Origin of the sequence: Caballeronia sp. INML1, from assembly GCF_023631085.1 — a bacterium.
GTDB classification, from domain to species: Bacteria; Pseudomonadota; Gammaproteobacteria; order Burkholderiales; family Burkholderiaceae; genus Caballeronia; species Caballeronia turbans.
In genome coordinates this window covers 29,967-51,737 of record NZ_JALQDT010000067.1, presented here as the reverse complement: position 1 = coordinate 51,737, position 21,771 = coordinate 29,967, and the positions used below count along the sequence as shown (strand labels likewise).

General features: G+C 64.8%; 19 protein-coding genes. 11 read left to right on the top strand and 8 right to left on the bottom strand.

What is annotated here, in order from left to right:
* Positions 1 to 632: 632 nt before the first annotated feature.
* The 3 genes from NCR38_RS27430 (at position 633) to NCR38_RS27420 (ending at position 4,750) form a co-directional block, all read left to right on the top strand.
* Entirely contained in the window at positions 633 to 2,174 is a 1,542-nt protein-coding gene (locus NCR38_RS27430) for a UxaA family hydrolase (protein WP_250477883.1), read from the top strand.
* Between the two features lie 145 nt (positions 2,175 to 2,319).
* Positions 2,320 to 3,315, top strand: coding sequence for an SMP-30/gluconolactonase/LRE family protein (locus NCR38_RS27425; protein ID WP_250477882.1), 996 nt, complete (start codon positions 2,320 to 2,322; stop codon positions 3,313 to 3,315).
* 58 nt (positions 3,316 to 3,373) lie between these two features.
* Positions 3,374 to 4,750: an MFS transporter gene (locus NCR38_RS27420; protein ID WP_250477881.1), complete on the top strand. Its 1,377-nt coding sequence runs from the start codon at positions 3,374 to 3,376 to the stop codon at positions 4,748 to 4,750.
* 54 nt (positions 4,751 to 4,804) lie between these two features.
* Here the strand turns inward: NCR38_RS27420 and NCR38_RS27415 are convergent, their stop codons facing one another.
* Positions 4,805 to 5,767, bottom strand: coding sequence for a GntR family transcriptional regulator (locus tag NCR38_RS27415; protein ID WP_250477880.1), 963 nt, complete (start codon positions 5,765 to 5,767; stop codon positions 4,805 to 4,807).
* Here NCR38_RS27415 and NCR38_RS27410 point away from each other — a divergent pair.
* The 5 genes from NCR38_RS27410 to NCR38_RS27390 are packed head-to-tail and all read left to right on the top strand — an operon-like array spanning position 5,766 to position 11,603.
* Entirely contained in the window at positions 5,766 to 8,366 is a 2,601-nt protein-coding gene (locus NCR38_RS27410) for a CaiB/BaiF CoA-transferase family protein (protein ID WP_250477879.1), read from the top strand. The two genes, NCR38_RS27415 and NCR38_RS27410, sit on opposite strands and share 2 nt — an antisense overlap.
* A gap of 42 nt (positions 8,367 to 8,408) precedes the next feature.
* Positions 8,409 to 9,539, top strand: a complete 1,131-nt coding sequence (locus NCR38_RS27405; protein ID WP_250477878.1) for a thiolase family protein — start codon at positions 8,409 to 8,411, stop codon at positions 9,537 to 9,539.
* Positions 9,540 to 9,542: 3 nt separating this feature from the next.
* Entirely contained in the window at positions 9,543 to 9,953 is a 411-nt protein-coding gene (locus tag NCR38_RS27400) for a Zn-ribbon domain-containing OB-fold protein (RefSeq protein ID WP_233409651.1), read from the top strand.
* Between the two features lie 25 nt (positions 9,954 to 9,978).
* Entirely contained in the window at positions 9,979 to 10,980 is a 1,002-nt protein-coding gene (locus NCR38_RS27395) for a dihydroxyacetone kinase subunit DhaK (protein WP_250477877.1), read from the top strand.
* 2 nt (positions 10,981 to 10,982) lie between these two features.
* Positions 10,983 to 11,603, top strand: a complete 621-nt coding sequence (locus NCR38_RS27390; protein ID WP_250477876.1) for a DAK2 domain-containing protein — start codon at positions 10,983 to 10,985, stop codon at positions 11,601 to 11,603.
* A gap of 40 nt (positions 11,604 to 11,643) precedes the next feature.
* Here NCR38_RS27390 and aldA read toward each other — a convergent pair whose 3' ends face one another.
* The gene (gene aldA / locus NCR38_RS27385) at positions 11,644 to 13,089 is read right to left on the bottom strand and encodes an aldehyde dehydrogenase (protein WP_250477875.1); all 1,446 of its coding nucleotides are present in this window, start codon (positions 13,087 to 13,089) and stop codon (positions 11,644 to 11,646) included.
* A 69-nt stretch (positions 13,090 to 13,158) separates the two neighbouring features.
* On the opposite strand from aldA, the gene NCR38_RS27380 reads away from it, so the two are divergent.
* On the top strand, positions 13,159 to 13,938 hold the full coding sequence (locus NCR38_RS27380; RefSeq protein ID WP_250477874.1) for a FadR/GntR family transcriptional regulator: 780 nt from the start codon (positions 13,159 to 13,161) through the stop codon (positions 13,936 to 13,938).
* A gap of 26 nt (positions 13,939 to 13,964) precedes the next feature.
* On the opposite strand, the gene NCR38_RS27375 is transcribed toward NCR38_RS27380, so the two are convergent.
* Positions 13,965 to 15,167, bottom strand: coding sequence for an acyl-CoA dehydrogenase family protein (locus NCR38_RS27375; protein WP_250477873.1), 1,203 nt, complete (start codon positions 15,165 to 15,167; stop codon positions 13,965 to 13,967).
* A 51-nt stretch (positions 15,168 to 15,218) separates the two neighbouring features.
* Entirely contained in the window at positions 15,219 to 16,532 is a 1,314-nt protein-coding gene (locus NCR38_RS27370; protein ID WP_250477872.1) for an MFS transporter, read from the bottom strand.
* A 164-nt stretch (positions 16,533 to 16,696) separates the two neighbouring features.
* Between NCR38_RS27370 and NCR38_RS27365 the strand changes: the two genes are divergently transcribed.
* Complete coding sequence (locus tag NCR38_RS27365; RefSeq protein WP_053570491.1) at positions 16,697 to 17,332, top strand: flavin reductase family protein; 636 nt, start codon at positions 16,697 to 16,699, stop codon at positions 17,330 to 17,332.
* Positions 17,333 to 17,367: 35 nt separating this feature from the next.
* The gene (locus NCR38_RS27360; protein WP_250477871.1) at positions 17,368 to 18,279 is read left to right on the top strand and encodes an SMP-30/gluconolactonase/LRE family protein; all 912 of its coding nucleotides are present in this window, start codon (positions 17,368 to 17,370) and stop codon (positions 18,277 to 18,279) included.
* Positions 18,280 to 18,347: 68 nt separating this feature from the next.
* Here NCR38_RS27360 and NCR38_RS27355 read toward each other — a convergent pair whose 3' ends face one another.
* The 4 genes from NCR38_RS27355 to NCR38_RS27340 are packed head-to-tail and all read right to left on the bottom strand — an operon-like array spanning position 18,348 to position 21,715.
* Entirely contained in the window at positions 18,348 to 19,058 is a 711-nt protein-coding gene (locus NCR38_RS27355; protein ID WP_014193382.1) for an ABC transporter ATP-binding protein, read from the bottom strand.
* The gene (locus NCR38_RS27350) at positions 19,036 to 19,821 is read right to left on the bottom strand and encodes an ABC transporter ATP-binding protein (protein ID WP_014193383.1); all 786 of its coding nucleotides are present in this window, start codon (positions 19,819 to 19,821) and stop codon (positions 19,036 to 19,038) included. The genes NCR38_RS27355 and NCR38_RS27350 overlap by 23 nt, the downstream gene beginning before the upstream one ends.
* Entirely contained in the window at positions 19,818 to 20,849 is a 1,032-nt protein-coding gene (locus tag NCR38_RS27345; protein WP_250477870.1) for a branched-chain amino acid ABC transporter permease, read from the bottom strand. Before NCR38_RS27345 ends, NCR38_RS27350 begins: the two co-directional genes overlap by 4 nt.
* On the bottom strand, positions 20,846 to 21,715 hold the full coding sequence (locus NCR38_RS27340) for a branched-chain amino acid ABC transporter permease (protein ID WP_250477869.1): 870 nt from the start codon (positions 21,713 to 21,715) through the stop codon (positions 20,846 to 20,848). The genes NCR38_RS27345 and NCR38_RS27340 overlap by 4 nt, the downstream gene beginning before the upstream one ends.
* Between the last annotated feature and the right edge of the window lie 56 nt (positions 21,716 to 21,771).

Below are 21,771 nucleotides of genomic sequence, written 5' to 3'. Positions count from 1 at the left end.
AAAAACAGCTCGGCGCTCAGCAAACGGGGAAGTCGACGCACCCGCGCCCTGCCCGTTCGACCCTGCATCTTCAACACTGCGTGAGAGCAAAATCCTTGGATAGATACGACATCTGTATTTAGCCCGCACCCCGACATTTCAATCTGGCCGTGACATCGTTAGTTGTCCCTAAGTAAAGACGCGCGTCACTTCGGGCGTAACTGTGCGAGCCAGCCGAGTAGTCTTAGCATGGGACAAACGGTCGTTACACATCCGTGCTGCCGCTCGACATTGGGAGCCTTCGCCGATCATCGCGAAGCGATCTAAGCGTTCGTTGGCATCTATAGGTCCTTCCTTCAGAGTTTACACACGACTCGCTGGAGGTCGAAATTTCGAGGGAAACTCGGATTGACCAGCTCGATGCCGGCACCTTTCCCAATCAAGAGCAAGAGGCGGGTCCGGGATGACGTTTCCCCCGTCGGCATCCGCAGCGCGGCCTTCGAGTGGGCTAGATGGAGCCGTTGCTGGTCCCTATGGATCGAAAGGAAGCGTTGGTCCGACCACGTGTCCCGGGACGCCAGCTTACTGCACTATCAACACCGCACGGACACTTAGAGAATCAGTTCCCAACCCGATCGCATAGGAGGATCGACATGAATTCGCTCAGCCCCGGCATCGTTTCACGCGCACTGAAGCTCGACAACGCGGACGACGTCGCGATTGCGCGCGACGCTCTTCCGGCAGCCACCACCTTGCCTGAATTCGGCAACATTGTCCTGCTGGACGATATCCCAGCCGCCCACAAGATCGCATTGCGTTCGGTCACCAAGGGGGAAGCGGTGCGCCGCTACGGCCAGGTGATCGGCTTCGCCACGACCGATATCGCGCGCGGCCAGCACGTGCATACGCACAACCTCTCGATCGGCGCATTCGACCGTGACTACGCGTACGGCTGCGACGTCAAACCCGTCGACCCACCCGGCGCACCGCTCACTTTCATGGGTTTTCGCCGGGCCGACGGACGCATTGCGACACGCAACTACATCGGCGTTGTGAGCACGGTCAACTGCTCGGCCACCGTCACCAAACGCGTCGCACAACATTTCGCAGCACCCGGGGCGCTGGCGAATTATCCAAACGTCGATGGCGTCGTGCCCGTCACGCATAGCTTCGGCTGTTGCATCGATCACCACGGCGAGGGCATCGCGCAACTGCGCCGAACCATCGGCGGGTATGTGAAGCACGCCAATTTCGCCGCCGTGCTCGTCATCGGACTGGGCTGCGAAGCCAATCAGATGGGCGCCATGTTCGTCGCCGAAAACGTGCAAAGCGGACCGCGCATGGTTCCGCTCGTGATGCAGGAGCTGGGCGGCACGCAAGCAACCATCGACGCCGCGATCGAGGCGGTCCACGCGCTGCTTCCCGCCGCGAACGAAGTCACGCGCGAACCGGTGCCCGTGTCGGCGTTGAGCATCGCACTGCAATGCGGCGGCTCGGATGGCTATTCGGGCATCACGGCGAACCCCGCGCTCGGCGCGGCAGTCGACCTGCTGGTGCGGCACGGCGGCACGGCGATCCTGAGCGAGACCCCGGAGATATACGGCGCGGAACACCTGCTCACCCGCCGCGCGATCTCGCGCGAGGTCGGCGAGAAGATCGTCGAGCGCATTCATTGGTGGGAAGGCTACGCCGAGCGCGAGAAAGGCAGCATCGACAACAATCCGACGCCGGGCAACAAGGCAGGCGGCCTGACGACGATTCTCGAGAAATCGCTGGGCGCGGTGGCCAAGAGCGGATCGACGCCGCTCATGGGCGTGTATCGCTATGCGGAGCCCATCGAGATGCACGGCCTCGTCTTCATGGATGCGCCCGGTTATGACCCGATGGGCGCGACCGGCCAGGTCGCAAGCGGCGCCAATCTCGTGCTTTTCACGACGGGACGCGGTTCGTGCTTCGGGGCGAAACCCGCGCCATCGATCAAGCTGGCGACCAACACGAAGATGTTTGAGCGCATGCGCGACGACATGGACATCAACTGCGGCGACATCATGGACGGCAGCGCCACGGTGCAGGAAAAAGGCGAAGAGATCTTCCGCGCAATCCTGCGCGTCGCCAGCGGCGAGAAGAGTCGAAGCGAAGCACTTGGCGTCGGTGACGACGAATTCGTGCCCTGGATGATCGGCGCGCAGATGTAAGCACCATCCGCCGCCGCGTTCGATGGGTGCCACTTTATAAAATGCTAAATATAAATTATATTGTCTTGGACCGCCGGCAGACGTACCGGCGTTTCCGCGTGCCGCGTGCGCGCTTTCACGTCCAACCCGTGCGGGAGAGCTTCCGATGTCTTATCCACTCAGGCCAGACTTCCGGCTTGGTTTTTCCGACTTGCGCGTCTCCGCCGCCGGCCTCACCCGGCCGGAGTGCGTGCTCGCGCTTGAGACGGGCGAACTGATCGCCGCGCACGGCGCAGGCGGCTACACGCATTGGCGCCCCGGCGGCTCGCCACGTCATATCCTGCCGGCCGACGGCAATCCGCGTCGCTATGTGCCCAATGGCATCGCGCTATCGACGCGCGGCAAGGTGCTGTTCGCCAACCTCGGCAGCGAGCTCGGCGGCATCTTCAGCATCGATGGAAACGGCGCGGTCGAACCCGTCGTGGAGACGGTGGACAACACGCCCATGCCACCGACGAACTTCGTCGTCGAAGACGGCAACGGCGCGATCTGGTTCACGGTCAGCACGCGCATGCGTCCGCGTGCGCATGCGTGGACGCGCGATGTCGCCGATGGCTTCATCGGCGTGGCGGACGCGAAAGGATCGCGCATCGTGGCGGACGGTCTAGGCTATACGAACGAAATTGCCTTCTCTGCGGACGGCAAGTGGCTGTACGTGAACGAAACCTACGCGCGGAAGACGAGCCGGTTCCCCCTCCTGCCGGGACCGGCGCTTGGACCGAAGGAAATCGTCTGCCAATACGAAGGCGCCGACTTTCCGGACGGCCTGTGCTTTGACGCATTCGGCGGCGTGTGGGTCACATGCGTCGGCAGCAACCGCGTCATAGTCGTTCGGCCGGACGGCTCGACGCAGATCGTGCTCGAAGACCTCGACGTCGAGTACACGGATTACCTCGCAGCGCGCTACGCGACCCGTTCGCTCACGCCCGACGACATGGCGACGACCGGCACATCGCGGCTGAAAAGCGTATCGAGCCTCGTGTTCGGCGGCCCCGACAGGAGAACCGCCTACCTCGGCTGCCTGCTCGGCGATGCGGTGTTGACCTTCGAAAGTCCCATCGCCGGCGCGCCGACGACGAACTGGAACCGCTCGCTGCGCTGAATCGCGGGCCGCATCGGCGCGCGATCCACCTACAGAACAGACAAAACCGGAGACTGAATTGAACACGACGAACGGCGGCTCCAAGGCCGACATCTCGACTCGCAGAAGGCGCGCGGTCATCGCGACACTGATCGGCAATTTCATGGAATGGTTCGACTTCGCGGTGTATGGCTTCGTCGCGGTCAATATCGGTCACGCGTTTTTTCCGGCGGGCAACACGACCGTCGCGCTGCTCTCGTCGCTCGCGGTGTTCGGCATCGCCTTCCTGCTTCGTCCGCTGGGCGGCATCGTGCTCGGCATGATCGGCGATCGTGTCGGCCGGCGGGAGTCGCTCGCCATCGCGATCATCGTCATGAGCGCGGCGACGTTCGTGCTCGCGATCCTTCCGACCTATGAGCGCATTGGCATGTGGGCGACCGTCGCGCTTCTGCTCACGCGCTGCGTTCAGGGCATGTCCGTCGGCGGCGAATGGATGGGTGCGGGCACGTTTCTCGTCGAATATGCGCCGGCGAATCGTCGGGGCATCGCGGCGAGCGTGATTTCGGCGACGGCCGCATTCGGCGTCGCGGCAGGCAGTCTCGTGGTGTTCGCCATATCGAGCAGGCTGGATGCGCAGGCATTCGATGCGTGGGGCTGGCGCATTCCCTTCGTGCTCGCGGTGCCTGTGGGGCTGGTCGGCCTCTACATGCGGCTGAAGCTCGAAGACACGCCGGTGTTCGAGGAAATCAAGGCGCGCTCAGCGGGCGGCGTTGCCAGAACGCCGTTCCTTGCTTCGCTGAACGAAGATATCCGGATGATCGGCATCGCGTTCCTGTTCGCGAGCATCACCGGCCTCGGCTTCTACTACTTCGTCACGTACATGGTGAACTATCTGCCCGTGACCGGTCATCTGGGACGCACCGAATCGGTGATGGTAAGCGGCGCGAGCCTCGTGCTGTACGGGCTGTTCTGTCCGCTGGCAGGCTGGCTGTCGGATGTGATCGGCCGTCGCAAGACCTTCCTCATCGGCATCTTCGGACACATGGCGTTCGGCTTGCCGGTGTTCTTCATGCTGTCGTCGGGCAGCCTGCTGATCGCATTCGCGGGACTCGTGATCTTCGCGTCGTTTCAGGCGCTCATCAACGTGATGAACACGGTTGTCGTCGTGGAGTTGTTCCCGCCGCGCACGCGGATGACGAGCGGCGCGCTCGCGCTCAACCTCGGCGCTGGGCCGGTCGCGGGCACCGGTCCGCTGATCGCGGCCGCGCTGGTGGCAAGCACGGGCATCGCGGTGTCGCCGGCGTTCTATCTTTGCGCGATCGCGCTGATCGCGTTCGTCGTGCTGTATTTGACGCTGCCGGAAACCTGCCGCCGCTCGCTGGTGGAAGAGGAGCCGATCGCACCGGCCGCCGCCGAAACGGGGCAGTCGCTCAGCCCCGCCCGCGCGGGACGTTGATCGCGGCCCGCGCCTTCCGGCCAGCGCCGATGCAGCGCTAGCCGGGCAGCATCGTCAGGCGGCAGTCGACGGTGTCGTCAGATTCTTCTCGACGCGGACCCAGCCGGCCTCGATGTGCTGGGTCATCGCATCCGCCACGCCCTGCGCGTCGTGATCTTCGAGCTTGCGCAGGATCTCGACGTGCTCGTGCGGCAACTGCTTGAACCGCCCTGCCTGATCGTAATGGAAGTTGAACGGAAACTTGGCCCACAGCACCCGGACGAACTGCAGCGTCTGCTGACAGTCGGCGATCTCGTAGAGCCGGAAGTGAAACCGCACGTTCGCGGCGCGAATCGCAAAGCGTTCACCGCTCTTGACCAGCGCGACGAACTCCTTGTGCATCGCGCGCAGCTCGGCGATGTCTTCCTTCGTCGCGCGCTCGGCGGCCTTGAAGGCAAGCATGCGTTCCAGCACGACGCGCAATTCGAAGATCTCGCGTGCGCGCATCGGATCGATATCGGGCACTGACAGGCCACGATGCGGTTCGCTGACGACGAAGCCTTCCATTTCGAGCGCCTTGAGCGCCTCGCGCACCGGCGTGATCGATACGCCGAGCTCGGCGGCGATATCCGCCTGCTTCAGCTTGTGGCCGCGCGGGTACTCACCCGAGATGATCCGTTCTCGCAAACGTTCTGCCACGTGATCGAGTTTTGTGAGGAAAGCCATGATTGTCCAGAGAAGGTGCGATCGCGCTTCGGGCCCGCCGATTGAGCCGGCACGCTCAGCCTGCAAGGCAACGCCAGGCCGTATTGTACGACGCCGCAGCCCCCGCGCCGTCGCCGATGCATTTTGTGTGCGCGTCGGCGCACGCCGCGTCCCGGCGCGTATTCGCCGCGCCCGATCCCCGGCTTGAGATTCAAATCGAAAGTGACGTGACCGCGTTATAGAATATATTTTATAATTTGCATCGACGATTCCGGGTAACACGGCCCGGCAAAGGAGAACCATGTCGCATCCCACCGCTTCCGGACCCAGCATGCCCGACCCCGCTACGCTTCCCGGCATGCTGAGCGGCCTCAGGGTCATCGAAGTCGCCGACGAAACCGGCGAATACTGTGGTCTGCTGCTGGCAGGACTGGGCGCCGAGGTCATCAAGATCGAACCGCTTCACGGCAATACGACGCGCGGCATCGGGCCGTTTTACGAAGACGTCGAAGACCGCGAGCGTTCGCTGCATTTCTGGGCCTACAATCGCGGCAAGAAATCGGTTGCGCTCGATACGGCGAGTCCCACGGGCCGTGCGCGACTGCTCGACCTGCTGGCCCACGCGGACATCCTGCTCGACAGCACGTGCGGCCGTCTCGCACGCGACCTGGACCTCGGCGAGCCGGTAACAAAGCGATTTCCCGCGCTGATCCATGCGCGCATCACACCGTTCGGCGACACCGGACCGTGGAAGGACTATCGCGCATCGGACCTCGTTCATCTCGCGCTCGGCGGCGTGATGATGAACTGCGGCTACGACCGGAATCCGGACGGCACCTACTCCACGCCCCCGATCGCGCCGCAGATCTGGCACGCGTATCACATCGCCGGCGACCAGACCGCCGTCGCGATTCTCGCCGCGCTGATGCACCGCTTGCGCACCGGCGAAGGTCAGGATGTCTCGTGCGCGATCCATCAAGCCGTGTCGATCAACACCGAGCTCGACCTCATGTCGTGGGTGATGCGGCATGCGCCGCTTTATCGGCAGACGGCGCGGCACGCATCCGAGACGCCGAGCGATGTGCCGAACATCAGCCGCACGTCGGACGGCCGCTGGAACATGACATGGGGCGTCTCCGCGCGCGACAAGGCGCGGCTCGTGCCGTTCCTCCAGCAGTTCGACAAGGCCGAGGACCTGCAGCCGCCCCCGAGCGACACCGACATGACGGCTCGCAACACGCCGGGTTCGACCGAGGTCGATGCCGATACGCGCCATATGCTCGAAGTCATCCAGCGTTTCGTCGGCTCGTACGATTACGAACAACTGCCGTGGCGCGAAGCTCAGGACGCTGGGCTGCTGTGGGCGCCCGTGCGCAAGCCTCACGAGAATGCCGAGGACGAGCACTGGCTCGCGCGCTCATCATTCAGCGACATCGAGCATCCGGAGCTCGGCCGCAGCTTCCGCTATCCGACCAGCAAATGGCTCGGCACGGCAACCGCATGGCAGGCGGGCACGCGCGCGCCGTTCCTTGGCGAACACAACGACGACGCCACGCTCACGAAGCCGCTCACGAAGCCGCTCGCGCGCAGCGAAGGGGACAAGCTGCCCGCGCGGCCTCGCGATCCGTCGCCGTCCGGCGTGACGCTCTCGAAGCATGGCAAGCCATTCCCGTTGCAGGGCGTGCGCATCTTCGACTTCTCGTGGTTTCTCGCATCGGCGGGCGGCACGCGCTTCCTGAACGCGCTCGGCGCGGAAAGCATCAAGGTCGAATGGAAGGAGAATCCCGACACGCGGCTGGCCGCGATGGCGCCGGTCGGCGGCCGTGAGGCGCGCGAAAAGGCCACCGGGCCGCTGCCGGGCGTCACGGACCCCGACATGGGCGGGCAGTTCAACAACAAGAACGCGGGCAAGCGCGGCATGTCGTTGAACATCCGGCATCCGAAAGGTCTCGCCATCGCGAAGGATCTGATCCGCCAGTGCGATATCGTCGCCGAAGGGTTCTCGCCCGGCGTGCTGCAACGGCTCGGCCTCGGCTACGACGTGCTGAAGTCGATCCGGCCGGACATCATCTATGTGCAGCAGTCGGGCATGGGCACGATCGGCCGCTATGGCCGGTTCCGCACGGTCGGGCCCGTGGCCGCGTCGTTCGCGGGCAGCACCGAGATGTCCGGCCTGCCCGATCCGGCGATGCCTGCCGGATGGGGCTACTCGTATCTCGACTGGATCGGCGCATACGGCTTCGCGCTCGCCGCGCTCGGCGCGCTCTATCACCGCGAGCGCACCGGCGAAGGCCAGTGGATCGACTCGTCGCAGTGCGAATCCGGCATCTTCCAGACGGCGTCGTCCGTGCTCGACTGGTCGGCCAATGGCCGCGTTTGGGCGCGCTATGGCAACCGCTCGCCGTACAAGCGCGCCGCGCCGCACGGCGCGTACCGGTGCGCGGGCGATGACGCGTGGATCGCGATCGCTTGTTTCAGCGACGCGCACTGGCACGCCTTCGTCGACGCCGCGCAACTGCCCGCGCTCGCCGGCGACCCGCGCTTCGCAACGCTCACGGAGCGGCTCGCTCACCAGGACGCACTCGACGCGCTCGTCGGCGCGTGGACGTCGAGTCAGGAGCCTTACGCCTGCATGCAGCGCCTGCAGCGCGCGGGCGTGCCGGCCGGCGTGTGCCAGACGGCCGCCGGCCGCTGCGACGCCGATCCGCAACTCGCCGAACTCGACTGGCTGACGGAAGTAACGGGCACGCGCATCGGCCGCTGGCCGGTCATCGAATTCCCGGTCAAGCTCGCCGCGACGCCCGCCTACAGCGGCGGCGTGATCGACCGCGGCGCGCCGTGCTACGGCGAGGACAACGCACACGTGCTCAGCCAGTGGCTCGGCTACGGCGCGTCGGAAATCGACGCGCTGCGCGAGGAAGGCGTGATCTGAGCGCGTCTGCACCGACCATCCCATATCGAACGGAGACACAGCATGAATCCGATGCAGGGCCTCAGTAACCGGATCGCCGTCGTCGGCGTCGGCAACACGCCTTACGGCGACTTCCCCGCCGTCGACGATTACGCGCTCGGCGCCGAGGCATTCAAGGCCGCGATCGCCGATTGCGGGCTCGACAAGAACGAGATCGACGGCCTGCTCTGCTGCCGCGTGCCCTTCTATGCGCGCATGGGCGAGATCCTCGGCCTCAATCCGCGCTGGACGATGACGCTGCCGGGCCACGGCCGCATGTCCGGCATGGCGATCGCCGAAGCGATGCTCGCGCTCGAAACGGGCGCGGCGAAATACGTCGCGCTGATCTATACGAACATCGGCCGCTCGCGCCGGATGAACTATGGCGGCGACGAATTCGCATCGTTCTGGGACCCGTGGGGCCTCACGTCGCCGGGCGCTTCGCATGGGCTGATGTTCCGCATGCATATGGAGCGCTACGGCACGACGACGCGCCAGCTCGGGGAAGTGTCCGTCGCGTTTCGCAACAACGCGATCCTGAATCCCGACGCGGTCATGCGCAAGCCCATCACGCTGGAGGATCACGCGTCGATACGCAGGATCGTCGAGCCGCTCGGTCTGCTCGACTACTGCCTCATCAACGACGGCGCCGTCTGCATGATCCTCACGACGCGCGAGCGCGCGAACGATCTCCGGAAGCAGCCGGTGCTGATTTCGGGCGTCGGCGCGCGCGATGCGTTCGAGCGTTCCGCCATCGGCAACTTCGATCCCGAGTTCTGGTACGACGAGGTGCGCGAGGCGGGCACGCAGGCCTACGAGATGGCGGGCGTCACGAAGGACGATGTCGATGCCCTGATGTGCTACGACAACTTCACGCCGACGGTGCTCTTCAGCCTCGAAGGGCTCGGATTCTGCGAGCGCGGCGAGGCGGGCGCGTTCGTCGAGAACGGCGCGCTCGGCGTGCATGGCCGGCTGCCGACGAATACCGATGGCGGCCACTTGTCGAATTCGTATATGCAGGGCTGGGCGCTCAACGTCGAAGCGGTGCGGCAGTTGCGCGGCGAATGCGGCGCGCGCCAGGTGAAGGACTGCGAGGTCGTGCAGTACATCGCGGCCACGCCGTGCACCCGATCGATCATCTACACGAAGGGATAAGCCATGACCACTGCCTATGACAAGCCGCTACCGGCGATCGACGAGTATTCGAAGGGTTACTGGAACTTCGCGCGCCAGCATCGGCTGTCGGTGCAGGTGTGCCGGCAATGCGGCCATCGGCATTTTCCGGCATCGCCCGTGTGCCCCTCGTGTCTGTCCGATGCGCAGGCGTGGGAAGCGGTCAGCGGCCGCGGGACGCTCGTCTCGTGGGTCACGTTTCATCGCGCGTACTGGGACGCCTTTCGCGGCGAGCTGCCGTATCACGTCTGCCTCGTTCAACTCGACGATGGCCCGATCGTCGTCGGCAACTTCGGGGACGGCATTCCCCAGGATGTGAAGATGGGCATGCCGATGAAAGTGCAGTTCGAAGACGTGACGCCCGAGGTATCGCTCGCGCGCTTCGTCCCCGCCTGACGCACACGCACCGCTGGAGGAACGCATGAAGAAGCTGATGAACGAACCGGGCGCGTATGTCGACGACATGCTCGACGGCCTGTGCGCAGCCCATCCCGACACATACCGCCGCGCCGGCGAAAGCGGCCGCGTGATCGCGCGCGCGACGCCGGGCTTCGAAGGCAAGGTCGGCGTCGTGTCCGGCGGCGGCTCGGGCCATATGCCGCTTTTCACCGGCTATGTCGGCGAGGGGCTGCTCGATGCCTGCGCGATCGGCAACGTGTTCGCCGGACCGACCGTCGGCGACTGCATCGACGCGATGCATGCCGCCGAGCGCGGCGCGGGCGTGCTTTGCCTGTATGGCAACTACGGCGGCGACCGGATGAACTTCGACATGGCCTGCGAGCTGACCGGACTCGACGGCATGCAAAGCGAAACGGTGCTCGTGACCGATGACGTCGCGAGCGCATCCGCCGACGAAAGCGGCAAGCGCCGCGGCGTCGCGGGTATCGTCTACGCGTACAAGATCGCCGGTGCGCGCGCCGAGCAGCGCGGCGCCACGCTCGACGACGTGGCCGGCAGCGCGCGCAAGGCCATTGCCGGATGCCGCACAATCGGCGTCGCGCTGACGCCTTGCATCGTGCCGGAAGTCGGCACACCGAACTTCACGATCGGCGAAGGCGAGATCGAGATGGGGATGGGCATTCACGGCGAGCCCGGCATCTGGCGCGGCGAGCTGAAACAGGCCGATGCGCTCGCGGGCGAAATGCTCGAATGCGTGCTCGCCGACCTCGACGTGGGCGCGGGCGAGCGCGTGTCCGTCATGCTCAACTCGCTCGGCGCGACGCCGCACGAGGAGCTTTACATCCTCTATCGCGCGGTGGCGCGGCTGCTAGATGCGAAGCGCGTGAGCATCGTCGCGCCGCTCGTCGGGCGCTATGCGACGTCGATGGAAATGACGGGCGCATCGCTCACGATCCAGCGCCTCGACGCCGATCTCGAAACGCTGCTGCGCGCGCCCGCGCGCTGTCCGTTCTGGAGCAACTGACGATGTCTCTCACGACTTCACAGATGGAAGCCGCGCTGCGCCGCTGGGCAGACCGGATCGACGAAGTGGCGCCCGAGCTCAATCGGCTCGACGGACAGCTCGGCGACGGCGACCTCGGCGCGACGCTCGAAAAATGCGCCGCGCGCGTGCGCACGGCGCTCGACGCCGGTCCGTACGCGGATCTCGGCCTGCTGTTCAAGGCCTGCGCGCAGGCTTGCGCGCGCGCGTCGGGATCGAGCTTCGGCACGCTTTTGACCGTGGCGTTCATGACGCTCGCGCGCCGGCTCGATAACCAGGCGACACTCGCCTGGCGCGACCTGCCGGCGGCGCTGCAAGCCGCGCTCGATGCGATGTCCCAGCGCGGCGGCGCGAAGCTCGGCGACAAGACCGTGCTCGATACGCTGGCGGCCGCGCACGACGCCATCGACGGTATCGATGATCCTCATACGCAATACGCCGCCGCGAGTGCGGCCGTCGACGAGACGATCGCGTCGTTCAAAACGCAGCCGAACCGGATCGGGCGCGCGCGGATGTTCGCGGAGCGCTCGATCGGTCTCGACGATCCGGGAATGATCGCGTTCCGCCACATGCTCCACGGCATCGCGCCCGCTCCCTGCAACTGACACGCGCAGCACGATGCGCGGGCTTGCGCCCGCGCCTGCGTCAGGCGTTCAGATAGATCGTCTTCGTGCGAACGTAGGCTTCGAGCCCGTACTTGCCGTCCTCGCCGCCCAGGCCGCTATCGCCGTAACCATGATGGAAACCTTGCGGCGCTTCGCCGAGCGAGCGGTTCACGTAGATCTCGCCGAAGTTCAGTTCGGCGGCGGTGCGCATCAGCACGCCGAGATCCTTCGTGAAGAGATAGGCGGAAAGGCCGTAGCTCGAATCGTTCGCGAGTTTGAGCGCCTCGTCGAAATCGCGCACCTTGAGCACCGACATGACCGGACCAAACACCTCTCCCTGCACGATGTCCATCTCGTGCGTCACGTCCGTCAGCAGCGTGGGACCGTAGAAATGGCCGCGCTCGTACACGCCGCCGCTCAGCCGCGCGCCGCCGATCCGCACGCGCGCGCCCTGATGCACCGCCTTCGCGACCATCGCCTCGACCTTTTCGAGCTCGGCGGCGCTGATCTTCGGGCCCATCGTCGTATCTTCGTTCGACGGATCGCCCACCTTGATCTCGCCGATCTTCTGGCTCACCAGTTCGAGGAAGCGGTCGTAGACGGCTTCGTGCACGTACGTGCGTTCATTGCACGTGCAGACCTGACCCGCGTTGAGAAAGCGCGCCTCGACGGCCGCGCTGGCGGCCGCTTCGAGATCGGCGTCGGCGAGCACGATGAACGGCGCCTTCCCGCCGAGTTCGAGGCGGACTTCCTTCAGCGTCGGCGCGGCCGCGGCCATGATCTTTTTGCCCGCCGCGGTGCTGCCCGTCATCGTGATCATCTTCACGGCCGGATTCGCGACGAGGCGCTGTCCCGCCGGAATGCCGCCGCTCACGATGTTGACGACGCCCGCCGGGAACTTCGCTTCGGCGACGAGCCTGGCGATTTCGAGCGATGTCACCGGCGTCAGTTCATGCGGCTTGAGCACGATCGTATTGCCGGCCGCGAGCGCCGGCGCGACCTTGCGCGCGAGCAGACCCGCCGGAAAATTCCACGCCGAAATGCCGGCGATCACGCCATGCGGCTGCTTGTCGATCAGGATCTTTTCGCCCGGACGGCTCCCCGGCACGATGTCGCCTTCGAGGCGGCGCGCATTCTCGGCGGCGAAGCGAATCAGCGAGATCGCGAAATCGATCTCGCCGCGCGCCTCGCGGATCGGCTTGCCGACTTCCTGGGTCAGCAGCCGCGCCAGGCGTTCGTGATCGCGCTGGATCAGCGTGTTCAGGCGCAACAGGAAGTCCGCGCGCCCGACGGCCGTGCGGCGGCTCCATGCGGGAAATGCCGCCGCCGCGGACTGAACCGCGCGGTCGATATCCGCGTCCGTCGCGTCGGCGGCCGTGGCGATGGTTTCGCCTGTCGCCGGATTGCGCACCGTGAGCCGCGCCGTGCCGCTCGACACAACCCAATCTCCATCGATAAATAGGGAATACTGATTGATTTCGTCCATTCGTTCTCACCTTTAGGGAGACGCGCCAGGCGCGCCGATGTTCGCGGGGAAGCAAAGCGCGACCCCACCATGTTGAAACAACCTTGGGCACTCACCAAGATGGTCAGACCACCGATGCAGCAGCCCCACACGACCGAGCGTAGGGCCGGACGTCGCGAGACGGTCGCGCGCGTCGCCCGTCAGCTCGAAAGCGCTATCGAAGAAGCCGGCTTGCGCAACGAGCCGCGTCTGCCGCCCGAACGCGAACTGGCGCTGACACTCGGCGTATCGCGCTCGACGCTTCGCGAGGCCATCCAGCGATTGATCGCAACCGGCGCGATCGACGCGCGTCACGGCCGCGGGCTGTTCATTCGCCGCGCGCCGCCCGCATCCGACATGCTGGAGCCTTCGATGTTCGGCGAAACCGCGGCTTCGCGCCGCGACACGCTCGAATTCCGGCTCGTCGTCGAATGCGCCGCTGCGAGGCTCGCCGCGACGCGCGCAGCCGACAGCGATCTGCGCGAGTTGCAGACGCTGCTTCAGCGCATGACCGATGCCGTGCACGCGAGAGACGTGGAAGCCGAAGCGCTCGCGGATGCGCATTTCCATCTGGCGCTCGTCCGCGCTTCGCATAACCGGATGCTGGCCACGCTCTGCCTCAACGCAGGTTCGACCTTGCGCAGCCATATCGCGAGAAACACGCTGCTGGCGTCGGCTTCCGAGGATGAATCGCATCGGCTCGCGACGGCGCGGCTTGCGCAGCATCGCGCGATCTACGACGCCATCAGCGCGCATCGGCCTCATAGGGCCGCCGAAGCGATGCAAACGCATATCGAAGAGGTCGGCCGGCAGTTCGATGACTGTGAATGAGGGACGCGCCGCGAAACGTTCGCGCATCAATACGACCGTGGCAGCCCGAGAACATGCTCGCCGAGATACGCGAGAATGAGGTTCGTCGAGATCGGCGCAGTTTGATAAAGCCGCGCTTCGCGCCACTTGCGTTCGATGCCGTATTCCTCGGCATAACCGAAGCCGCCGTGCGTTTGCAGTGCGGTATCGGCGGCGTGCCAGGTCGCCTCGGACGCGAGCAGCTTCGCCATGTTCGCTTCGGCCCCGCACGGCTGCCCCGCCTCGAATAGCGCCGCGGCCTTGCGCGCCATCAGATCGGCGGCTTCGAGTTCCATGTAGGCGCGCGCGAGCGGGAACTGCACACCCTGATTCTGTCCGATCGCGCGTCCGAACACTTTGCGCTCGTTCGCATAATCGACGGCCCTTTTCAGCAGCCAGCGGCCATCGCCGATGCACTCCTGCGCCACGAGAATCCGCTCGGCATTCATGCCGTCGAGGATGTAGCGAAAGCCCTTGCCTTCCTCGCCGATCAGGTTTTCGACCGGCACTTCGAGATTCTCGATGAAGATCTCGGTCGTGTTGTGATTGATCATCGCCGGGATCGGCCGGATATCGATGCCCCTGCCCTTCGCCTCGCGCAGATCGACGAGCAGCGTCGACAAACCATCGGTTCGTTTCGCGCACTGCGCCGCCGGCGTCGTGCGAACCAGCAGCAGCATCAGATCCGAATGGAGCGCGCGCGACGTCCATACTTTCTGTCCGTTCACGACATAGACATCGCCGCGCCGTTCCGCGCGCGTTCTCAGTTGCGTCGTATCCGATCCGGTGGTCGGCTCGGTCACGCCAAACGCCTGCAGCCGCAGCGCGCCCGACGCAATCTCCGGCAGATAGCGGCGCTTCTGCGCCTCGCTGCCGTGTCTCAGCAGCGTGCCCATGATGTACATCTGCGCGTGCGCGGGACTCGCGACGCAGCCGCTCGCATTGATCTCCTCGAGAATCACGGCGGCCGCGCGCAGCGGCATGCCGGAGCCGCCGTACGCTTCGGGGATCAGCGCGCCCAGAAAACCGCCGGCAGTCAGCGCATTCACGAATTCGGTCGGATATCCGCGCTCGTTGTCGAGCTTGCGCCAGTAGTCGCCCGGAAAATCGCGGCAGATGCGGCGCACCGCATCGCGCAGATCCGCGTAATCCTCGCGTGTGACGGAAATGCCGATGTCCTCGCCTGACTCGTGATTCGCTTCTGTCGTCATCGAAAAGTCCTTCGTGAAATACGTGAGAGGAACGCCGGGCCGCCGTGCGCCCTACCGGTTGACTAGCGCCCGCGGCAAACGCAGCACCAGCGCCGCGCCGAGCACGAGCCACGCGGCCAGCATGGCGACGCCATAGCGCGCGTCATGTGTGAAGTCGTTCAGCACGCCGGTCAAGAGCGGGCTCACGAAACCGGCCAGCGCACCGACCGAATTGATGAGCCCGATGCCCGCCGCGCCGGATGCGCCCTTCAAGAACGATGTCGGCAGACACCAGAACAGCGGCAGTGTCGCCATGACGCCGCCGGTCGCGATGGTCAGCGCGGCCAGCGCGAGCGTCGTGTCGTGCTGCAGGAACGTGCTGAGCACGAAGCCAGCGGCGCCGACCAGCGCGGGCGCGGCCACATGCCAGCGGCGCTCGCGCAGCCGGTCTCCGGTGCGCGAGAGCATCAGCATCGCGATGACGCCCGCCAGGTACGGAATCGCGCTGAGATAGCCTATCTGAAAGTTGTCGTGCAGCCCGAGACGCTTGATCAGCGTCGGCAGCCAGAAGCTGACGCCGTACTGCCCGGTCGCGATGCAGAAGTTGATCAGCACGCAGAGCCATACGCGCGCGTCGGTGAACATCTGGCGGAGCGAAGCATCGGGCTTCGCATCGTGCTCGGCGTCGAGTTGCGACTGCACCCACCCTTTTTCCGCCGGGCTCAGCCAGTCGACGTCCGCCACGCGATCGGGAAGCGCTTTCCAGAGCACGCCCGCGAGCACGACGGACGGCATCGCCTCGATCAGAAAAAGCCACTGCCACGACGCCAAACCGCCGGTGCCGCCCATGCTGCTCATGATCCATCCCGACAGCGGCCCGCCAAGCACGCCCGATACCGGAATGCCCGTCATGAAGATCGCGACGACGCCAGCGCGTCGGCGCGACGGAAACCATTGCGTCAAATACAGCACCACGCCCGGAAAGAAGCCTGCTTCCGCGACGCCCAGCAAAAAGCGCGTCGCATAGAACGCGCCGGGCGTCCGGACGAAAAGCATCGCCGCCGAGATGACGCCCCAGGTCACCATGATGCGGGCGAGCCACCGCCGCGCGCCCACGCGATACAGAATCATGTTGCTCGGCGTTTCGAACGCGAGATAGCCGATGAAGAACGTGCCCGCGCCGAGCCCGTACACCGTATCGCTGAAGCTCAAATCCGACGCCATCTGCAGCTTCGCGAAACCGATGTTGACGCGGTCGAGGTAGCAGGCCACATAGCAGATGAACAGCAAGGGCAGAAGCCGGCGCGTGATGCGCCCATAGATCGAGACACCCGGTGCCGCAGCGTGATGCGAAGACACCGCCGAAGCGGGATCGACAGATTGCATGCTTGTCTCCTGATTGACGACGGTTTCGTCGCCGTGTGGACTTTCGTATGGTTCCGACGCGATGCTTCTATGGGCTTCGTTGACGGATGCAACACATATAATGCATTATATAATCTATATTTATACGAGGCGCAATGCACCCGCGCACTTGCCGAAGGAACGTCATGTATTTCGAGTTCTCCCGCTTCAAACCGATCGAGCGTTACAAGCTGTTGTCGTCGACGGTCACGCCGCGTCCGATCGCATGGGTATCGACCATCGACGCGAACGGCAAGCCCAACGCCGCGCCCTTCTCGTTCTTCAACGTCTTCGCCGAAGACCCGCCGACGCTGGGTTTCGCGATCAATCATCGTTCCGATTCGGACCGCAAGGACACCGGAGAGAACGTGCGTTTGCAGAAGGAATTCGTCGTCAATCTCGTGAGCGCCGACTGCGTCGAGCAGATGAACATCACCGCGATCGAGTTCGGCCCGGCGGTGGACGAGTTCGCGGAAGCGGGCCTCACGCCGGCGCCGTCCACGCTGATCCGCACGCCGCGCATCGCTGAAAGCCGCGTGTCGTTCGAATGCCGGCTGATGCAGATCATCGCGCTCGGCACGCGGCGTTCGCTCGTGCTCGGCGAAGTGCTCGCGATGCACGTCCCCGACGAAGCGGTGCTCGACGCGCAACGCTGCTGGATCGATACGCAGCGGCTTCAGCTCGTCGGCCGCATGCACGGTCACCACTACTTGCGCATGGCGGATGTCTTCGAGATGCCCACGATTCCCGTCGATACATGGAATGCGAAAGACAACCGCTAGCCGCCTGTCGATACACCCAAAGGAAGGAGACGAACTTGAGTCCAGAATTCGAAATAGTCGATTACGAACGCTTCCGCCAGAGCATCGTCGCGAATGCGCGTATCGAAGTGCTGCATACCGGCATGCGCTGGCCCGAAGGTCCGGTGTGGTTCGCCGACAGCGAATGTCTGCTGTGGAGCGACATCCCGAACAACCGCATCATGCGCTGGGTGGAAGGCGCGCCGGCAACCGTGTATCGCTATCCGTCCAACAACGCCAACGGCAACACGCGCGACCGTCAGGGACGTCTTCTGACCTGCGAGAGCGGCGGCCGCCGCGTCACGCGAACGGAGCACGACGGCACGATTACGGTGCTCGCGGATCGCTTCCAAGGCAAGCGCCTCAACTCGCCGAACGACATCGTCGTGAAGTCCGATGACAGCATCTGGTTCAGCGACCCCGACTACGGCATCCTCAGCGATTACACCGGCGACAAGGCGAAGAGCGAGATCGGCGCGAACCATGTGTTCCGGCTCGATCCCGCGACGCGCGAACTGAGCATCGCGACCAGCGAACTCGTGAAGCCGAACGGGCTCGCGTTCTCGCCGGACGAGTCGATTCTCTACATCGCCGATTCGGGCGTCTCGCACGACCCGAACGGCCCGCACCATATCGTCGCGTTCGATGTCGTGGACGGTGTGCGCCTCGTGCGTCCACGCGTGTTCGCGACGATTTCGCCCGGCGTGCCCGATGGCTTTCGCGTCGATACCGAAGGCAACGTATGGACCACGGCCGGCGACGGCGTGCACTGCTATGCCCCCGACGGCGCGCTGCTCGGCAAGATCCATCTGCCGGAAGTCGCGACGAACCTCACGTTCGGCGGGCCGAAACGCAATCGCCTGTTCGTGACGACGGCGTCATCGTTGATCGCGGTCTATGTGGGTCAGCGCGGTGCGCAGTGGCCGTGATCGTGTCATCGTCGTAACGGATGCGGGCTGCCGGCGGCAGCCCTTCTTTCATGCAGCGATCGCCGCAATCAGATACCGAGATATGCGCTTTGCACGGCGGGGTCTTTCATCAACTGCTCGGTCGGACCGGTGTTGACCGAACGGCCCAGCTCGAAAATCACGGCGCGCGACGCGAGATGCATCGCCCAGTGCGCGTTCTGCTCCGCGAGGATCACGGTCAGTTGCTCCACGCGCCGAATTTCGTCGAGCACATCGCCGATTCGTTCGACGACGATCGGCGCGAGTCCGAGCGACGGTTCGTCGAGCAGGAACAGCTTCGGCTTCGACATCAGCGCGCGGCCGATGGCGAGCATCTGCTGCTCGCCTCCGCTCAGGCTCGCCGCATGCTGCTTCCAGCGCTCCTTGAGACGCGGAAAATACGCATAGATCTGCTCGACGCGTTGATCGGCCTCATCGCGCGGGCGCGTGAACGCGCCCATGCGAAGGTTCTCCGCCACCGACAACTGCCCGAACACGCGCCGCCCTTCCGGCGAGATAGCGATGCCGCGACGCACGATCTCGCTCGTCTTGAGCCCGCGCATGTTCTCGCCTTCGAACGTGATCGAGCCGGACGCATAGTGCGCCATGCCGAGAATCGCCTTGATCGCGCTGCTCTTGCCCGCGCCGTTGCTGCCGACGAGCGCGAAGATCTCGCCGGCCTCGACCGAGAACGACACGCCATGCGTGCCGATCACGCGCCCGTAACGGACGTTCAAATCAGATACCGTGAGCTGCGGCATGTCCCCTCCCCAGATACGCTTCGATCACCTTCGGATCGGCCAGCACGTCGAGCGGTGCGCCGGTCGTCAGCTCATGGCCCTGATGCATCGCCATCACGCGATCGCACAGGCCCTTCATGAAACGGATGTTGTGATCGATGACGATCACGGTGATGCCGCGGTCGCGGATCTTCAGGATCGTGTCGCGCACGTGATCGGCCTCCTCCGCGCTCAGACCCGCGACCGGCTCGTCGAGCATCACGATGCGCGGCCGCGCCGCAAGCGTGATGACCATGCCGAGCGTCTTCTGATAGCCGTACGGCAGGCTGCCGGCTTGCAAGGAAGCGACATCGGCGAGGTTCAGCCATTCGAGCAACTCGGCCACGCGGTGCTCGCTTTCGGCACGCATCGCACGCGCACGGCGCGTATTGAAGAACGCCGCCATCGCGCCCGGATACATCCCGAGGAAGGCGCCGCGCACGGCGTTTTCATAGACCGTGCGTCCGCCGTATACGGTGGTCGACTGGAACGTGCGCACGAGCCCCTTGCGCGCGAGAACGTGCGGCAGCAGTCCCGTCACGTCCTCGCCTTCGAGCCGCACATGACCGCTGCTTGGCCGGATCATACCGCTCACGAGATTGATCGCCGTGGTTTTTCCGGCGCCATTCGGCCCGATGATGCCGAGTATCTCGTGCTCGTTGACGTGAAACGTCAGTTCCGACACGGCGGCAAGCCCGCCGAAATGCCGCGATAACTTTTCGATCTGAAGCAGGCGCGCGCTCATTGCCGGCCTCCGCGTCCCAGGCCGAGACGTTTGAACAGCACGCCCGCATCGGCGATGCCGCCGGAAAAGAACGCCATGACGAGGATCAGCACGATGCCGAAGACGACGTGCTGCAGTTCCACGTAGCCGCGCAGGAATTCCGGCAGCAGCACGACGAACACCGTGCCGACGATCGGCCCGATCAGCGTGTACATCCCGCCGATCACGTTGATCACCACGAGATTCAGCGACTGTTCGAGCGCAAACGAAGTCGGATCGATGTAGTGCACGAAATGCGCCTGCAGCGCGCCCGCTACGCCGACGATCCCGCATGCGAGCACGAACACCGCGACCTTCGTGCTCAGCACCGGCACGCCCGAGCAGCGCGCGAGCGATTCGCCTTCCCGCACCGAATCGATCATCCGGCCGATTTCGGACCCGAGCAGCCGGCCGACGATCCCGATGATGACGACTGCAAAGCCGAGCGCGAGGTAATAGAACGGCACCGCGTTCGAGAAGAACTCGCTTGGCCCCGGCACGCCGGAGATGCCGTTCGAGCCGCCCGTTACGCTCGTCCAGTTGACGAACACGGTGCGCACGATTTCGCCGAAGAGCAGCGTCACGAGCACGAAGTATTTGCCTGTGAGACGCAGCAGAATCGGGCCGACGATCAGCGCGAGCGCGGCGGGCGCGAGAAAGGCGAGGCACACCGACACCGGAAACGGCAGGCCGAAGTTCATCGTCGAAATAGCCGACACATAAGCACCGATGCCCATGAACGCGGCATGACCGAGCGACACATGACCCGTGCGCACGATGAGGTGCAACGAACTCGCGGCAATGGCCGTGATGAACGTGGTGACGGCCACCGAGAGGACGAACTTGTCCTGCCCGAAGAGCGGCAATGCCACGAGCACGACGAGCACGACGGCGATCACCGCGGGATGAGCGAGCCAGCGGCGCGCCGGCCGCAAGGCGCTCGCCTGCGGCGCGGGCTGCAACGGAAGCCCTGGCCGCAGCGCGGATTGAAGAACGGAGGGTTTGTTCATGCTTCTTTCGCTCCAAGCAGGCCCCACGGGCGGAAGATCAGCAGCAGGATCACAGCGCCAAACGACACGAATATCGACATGGCGCTGCCGTAGAAGGTGCCGAGAAAGCTGTTTGCGAGCCCGAGCAGCAGTCCGCCGAGCGCAACGCCGGGAATACTGCCCATGCCCCCGAGAATCACCACGATGAACGCGATCATCAGCTGAGGCTCGCCGACGAACGGCGAGAGCGCGTAGGTCTGCGCGTAGAACCCACCCGCGAGCGCGGCCATGAAGATGGCGATGAAGAAGGCGAGACGATAGATCGCGGTGCTGTTCACGCCCTGCGCTTCGGCGATATCGACGTCCTGCGCCGCGGCGCGCATCGCGAGACCGTAGCGCGAGTAGTGGGTGAAAACGTAGAAGGTGAGCAGCGCAACCGCCGCAATGCCGATGATGATGAGCTTCTGCGCCGGAAACACGAGGCCGCCGATCTGCAGCAGCGCATCGGTGCTCGGCGGCACCGAGCGCTCCTCGGCGTTCCAGACGATCACCGCCGTGTACATGATCGCCATGTCGAGCCCGAGCAGGCCGATCATGCTCTGGAACATCCGCTGGTAGAAGAAGCGATACACGATACGTTCGAGCAGCAGCGCGACGATCGCCACGATCAGCGCCGAAAGCGGCGCCGCGATCAGATACGGCAGACCGAAGCCGCCGTACAGGTAATACAGCGCATAGCCGCCGAGCATGGCGAACGCACCGTGCGCGAAGTTCACCACGCGCATGATGCCGAACAGCAGCGTGAATCCGAGCGCGATGAGGATGTAGATGGCGCTCAGGCCGATGCCGTCCACGAATACCTGGCCAAGAACTGCGGGAGAGAACATGAAACGCTCCTAATCTCGTCAGCGATGAAACCCGGCACGCGCGAGGCCGGCGGACC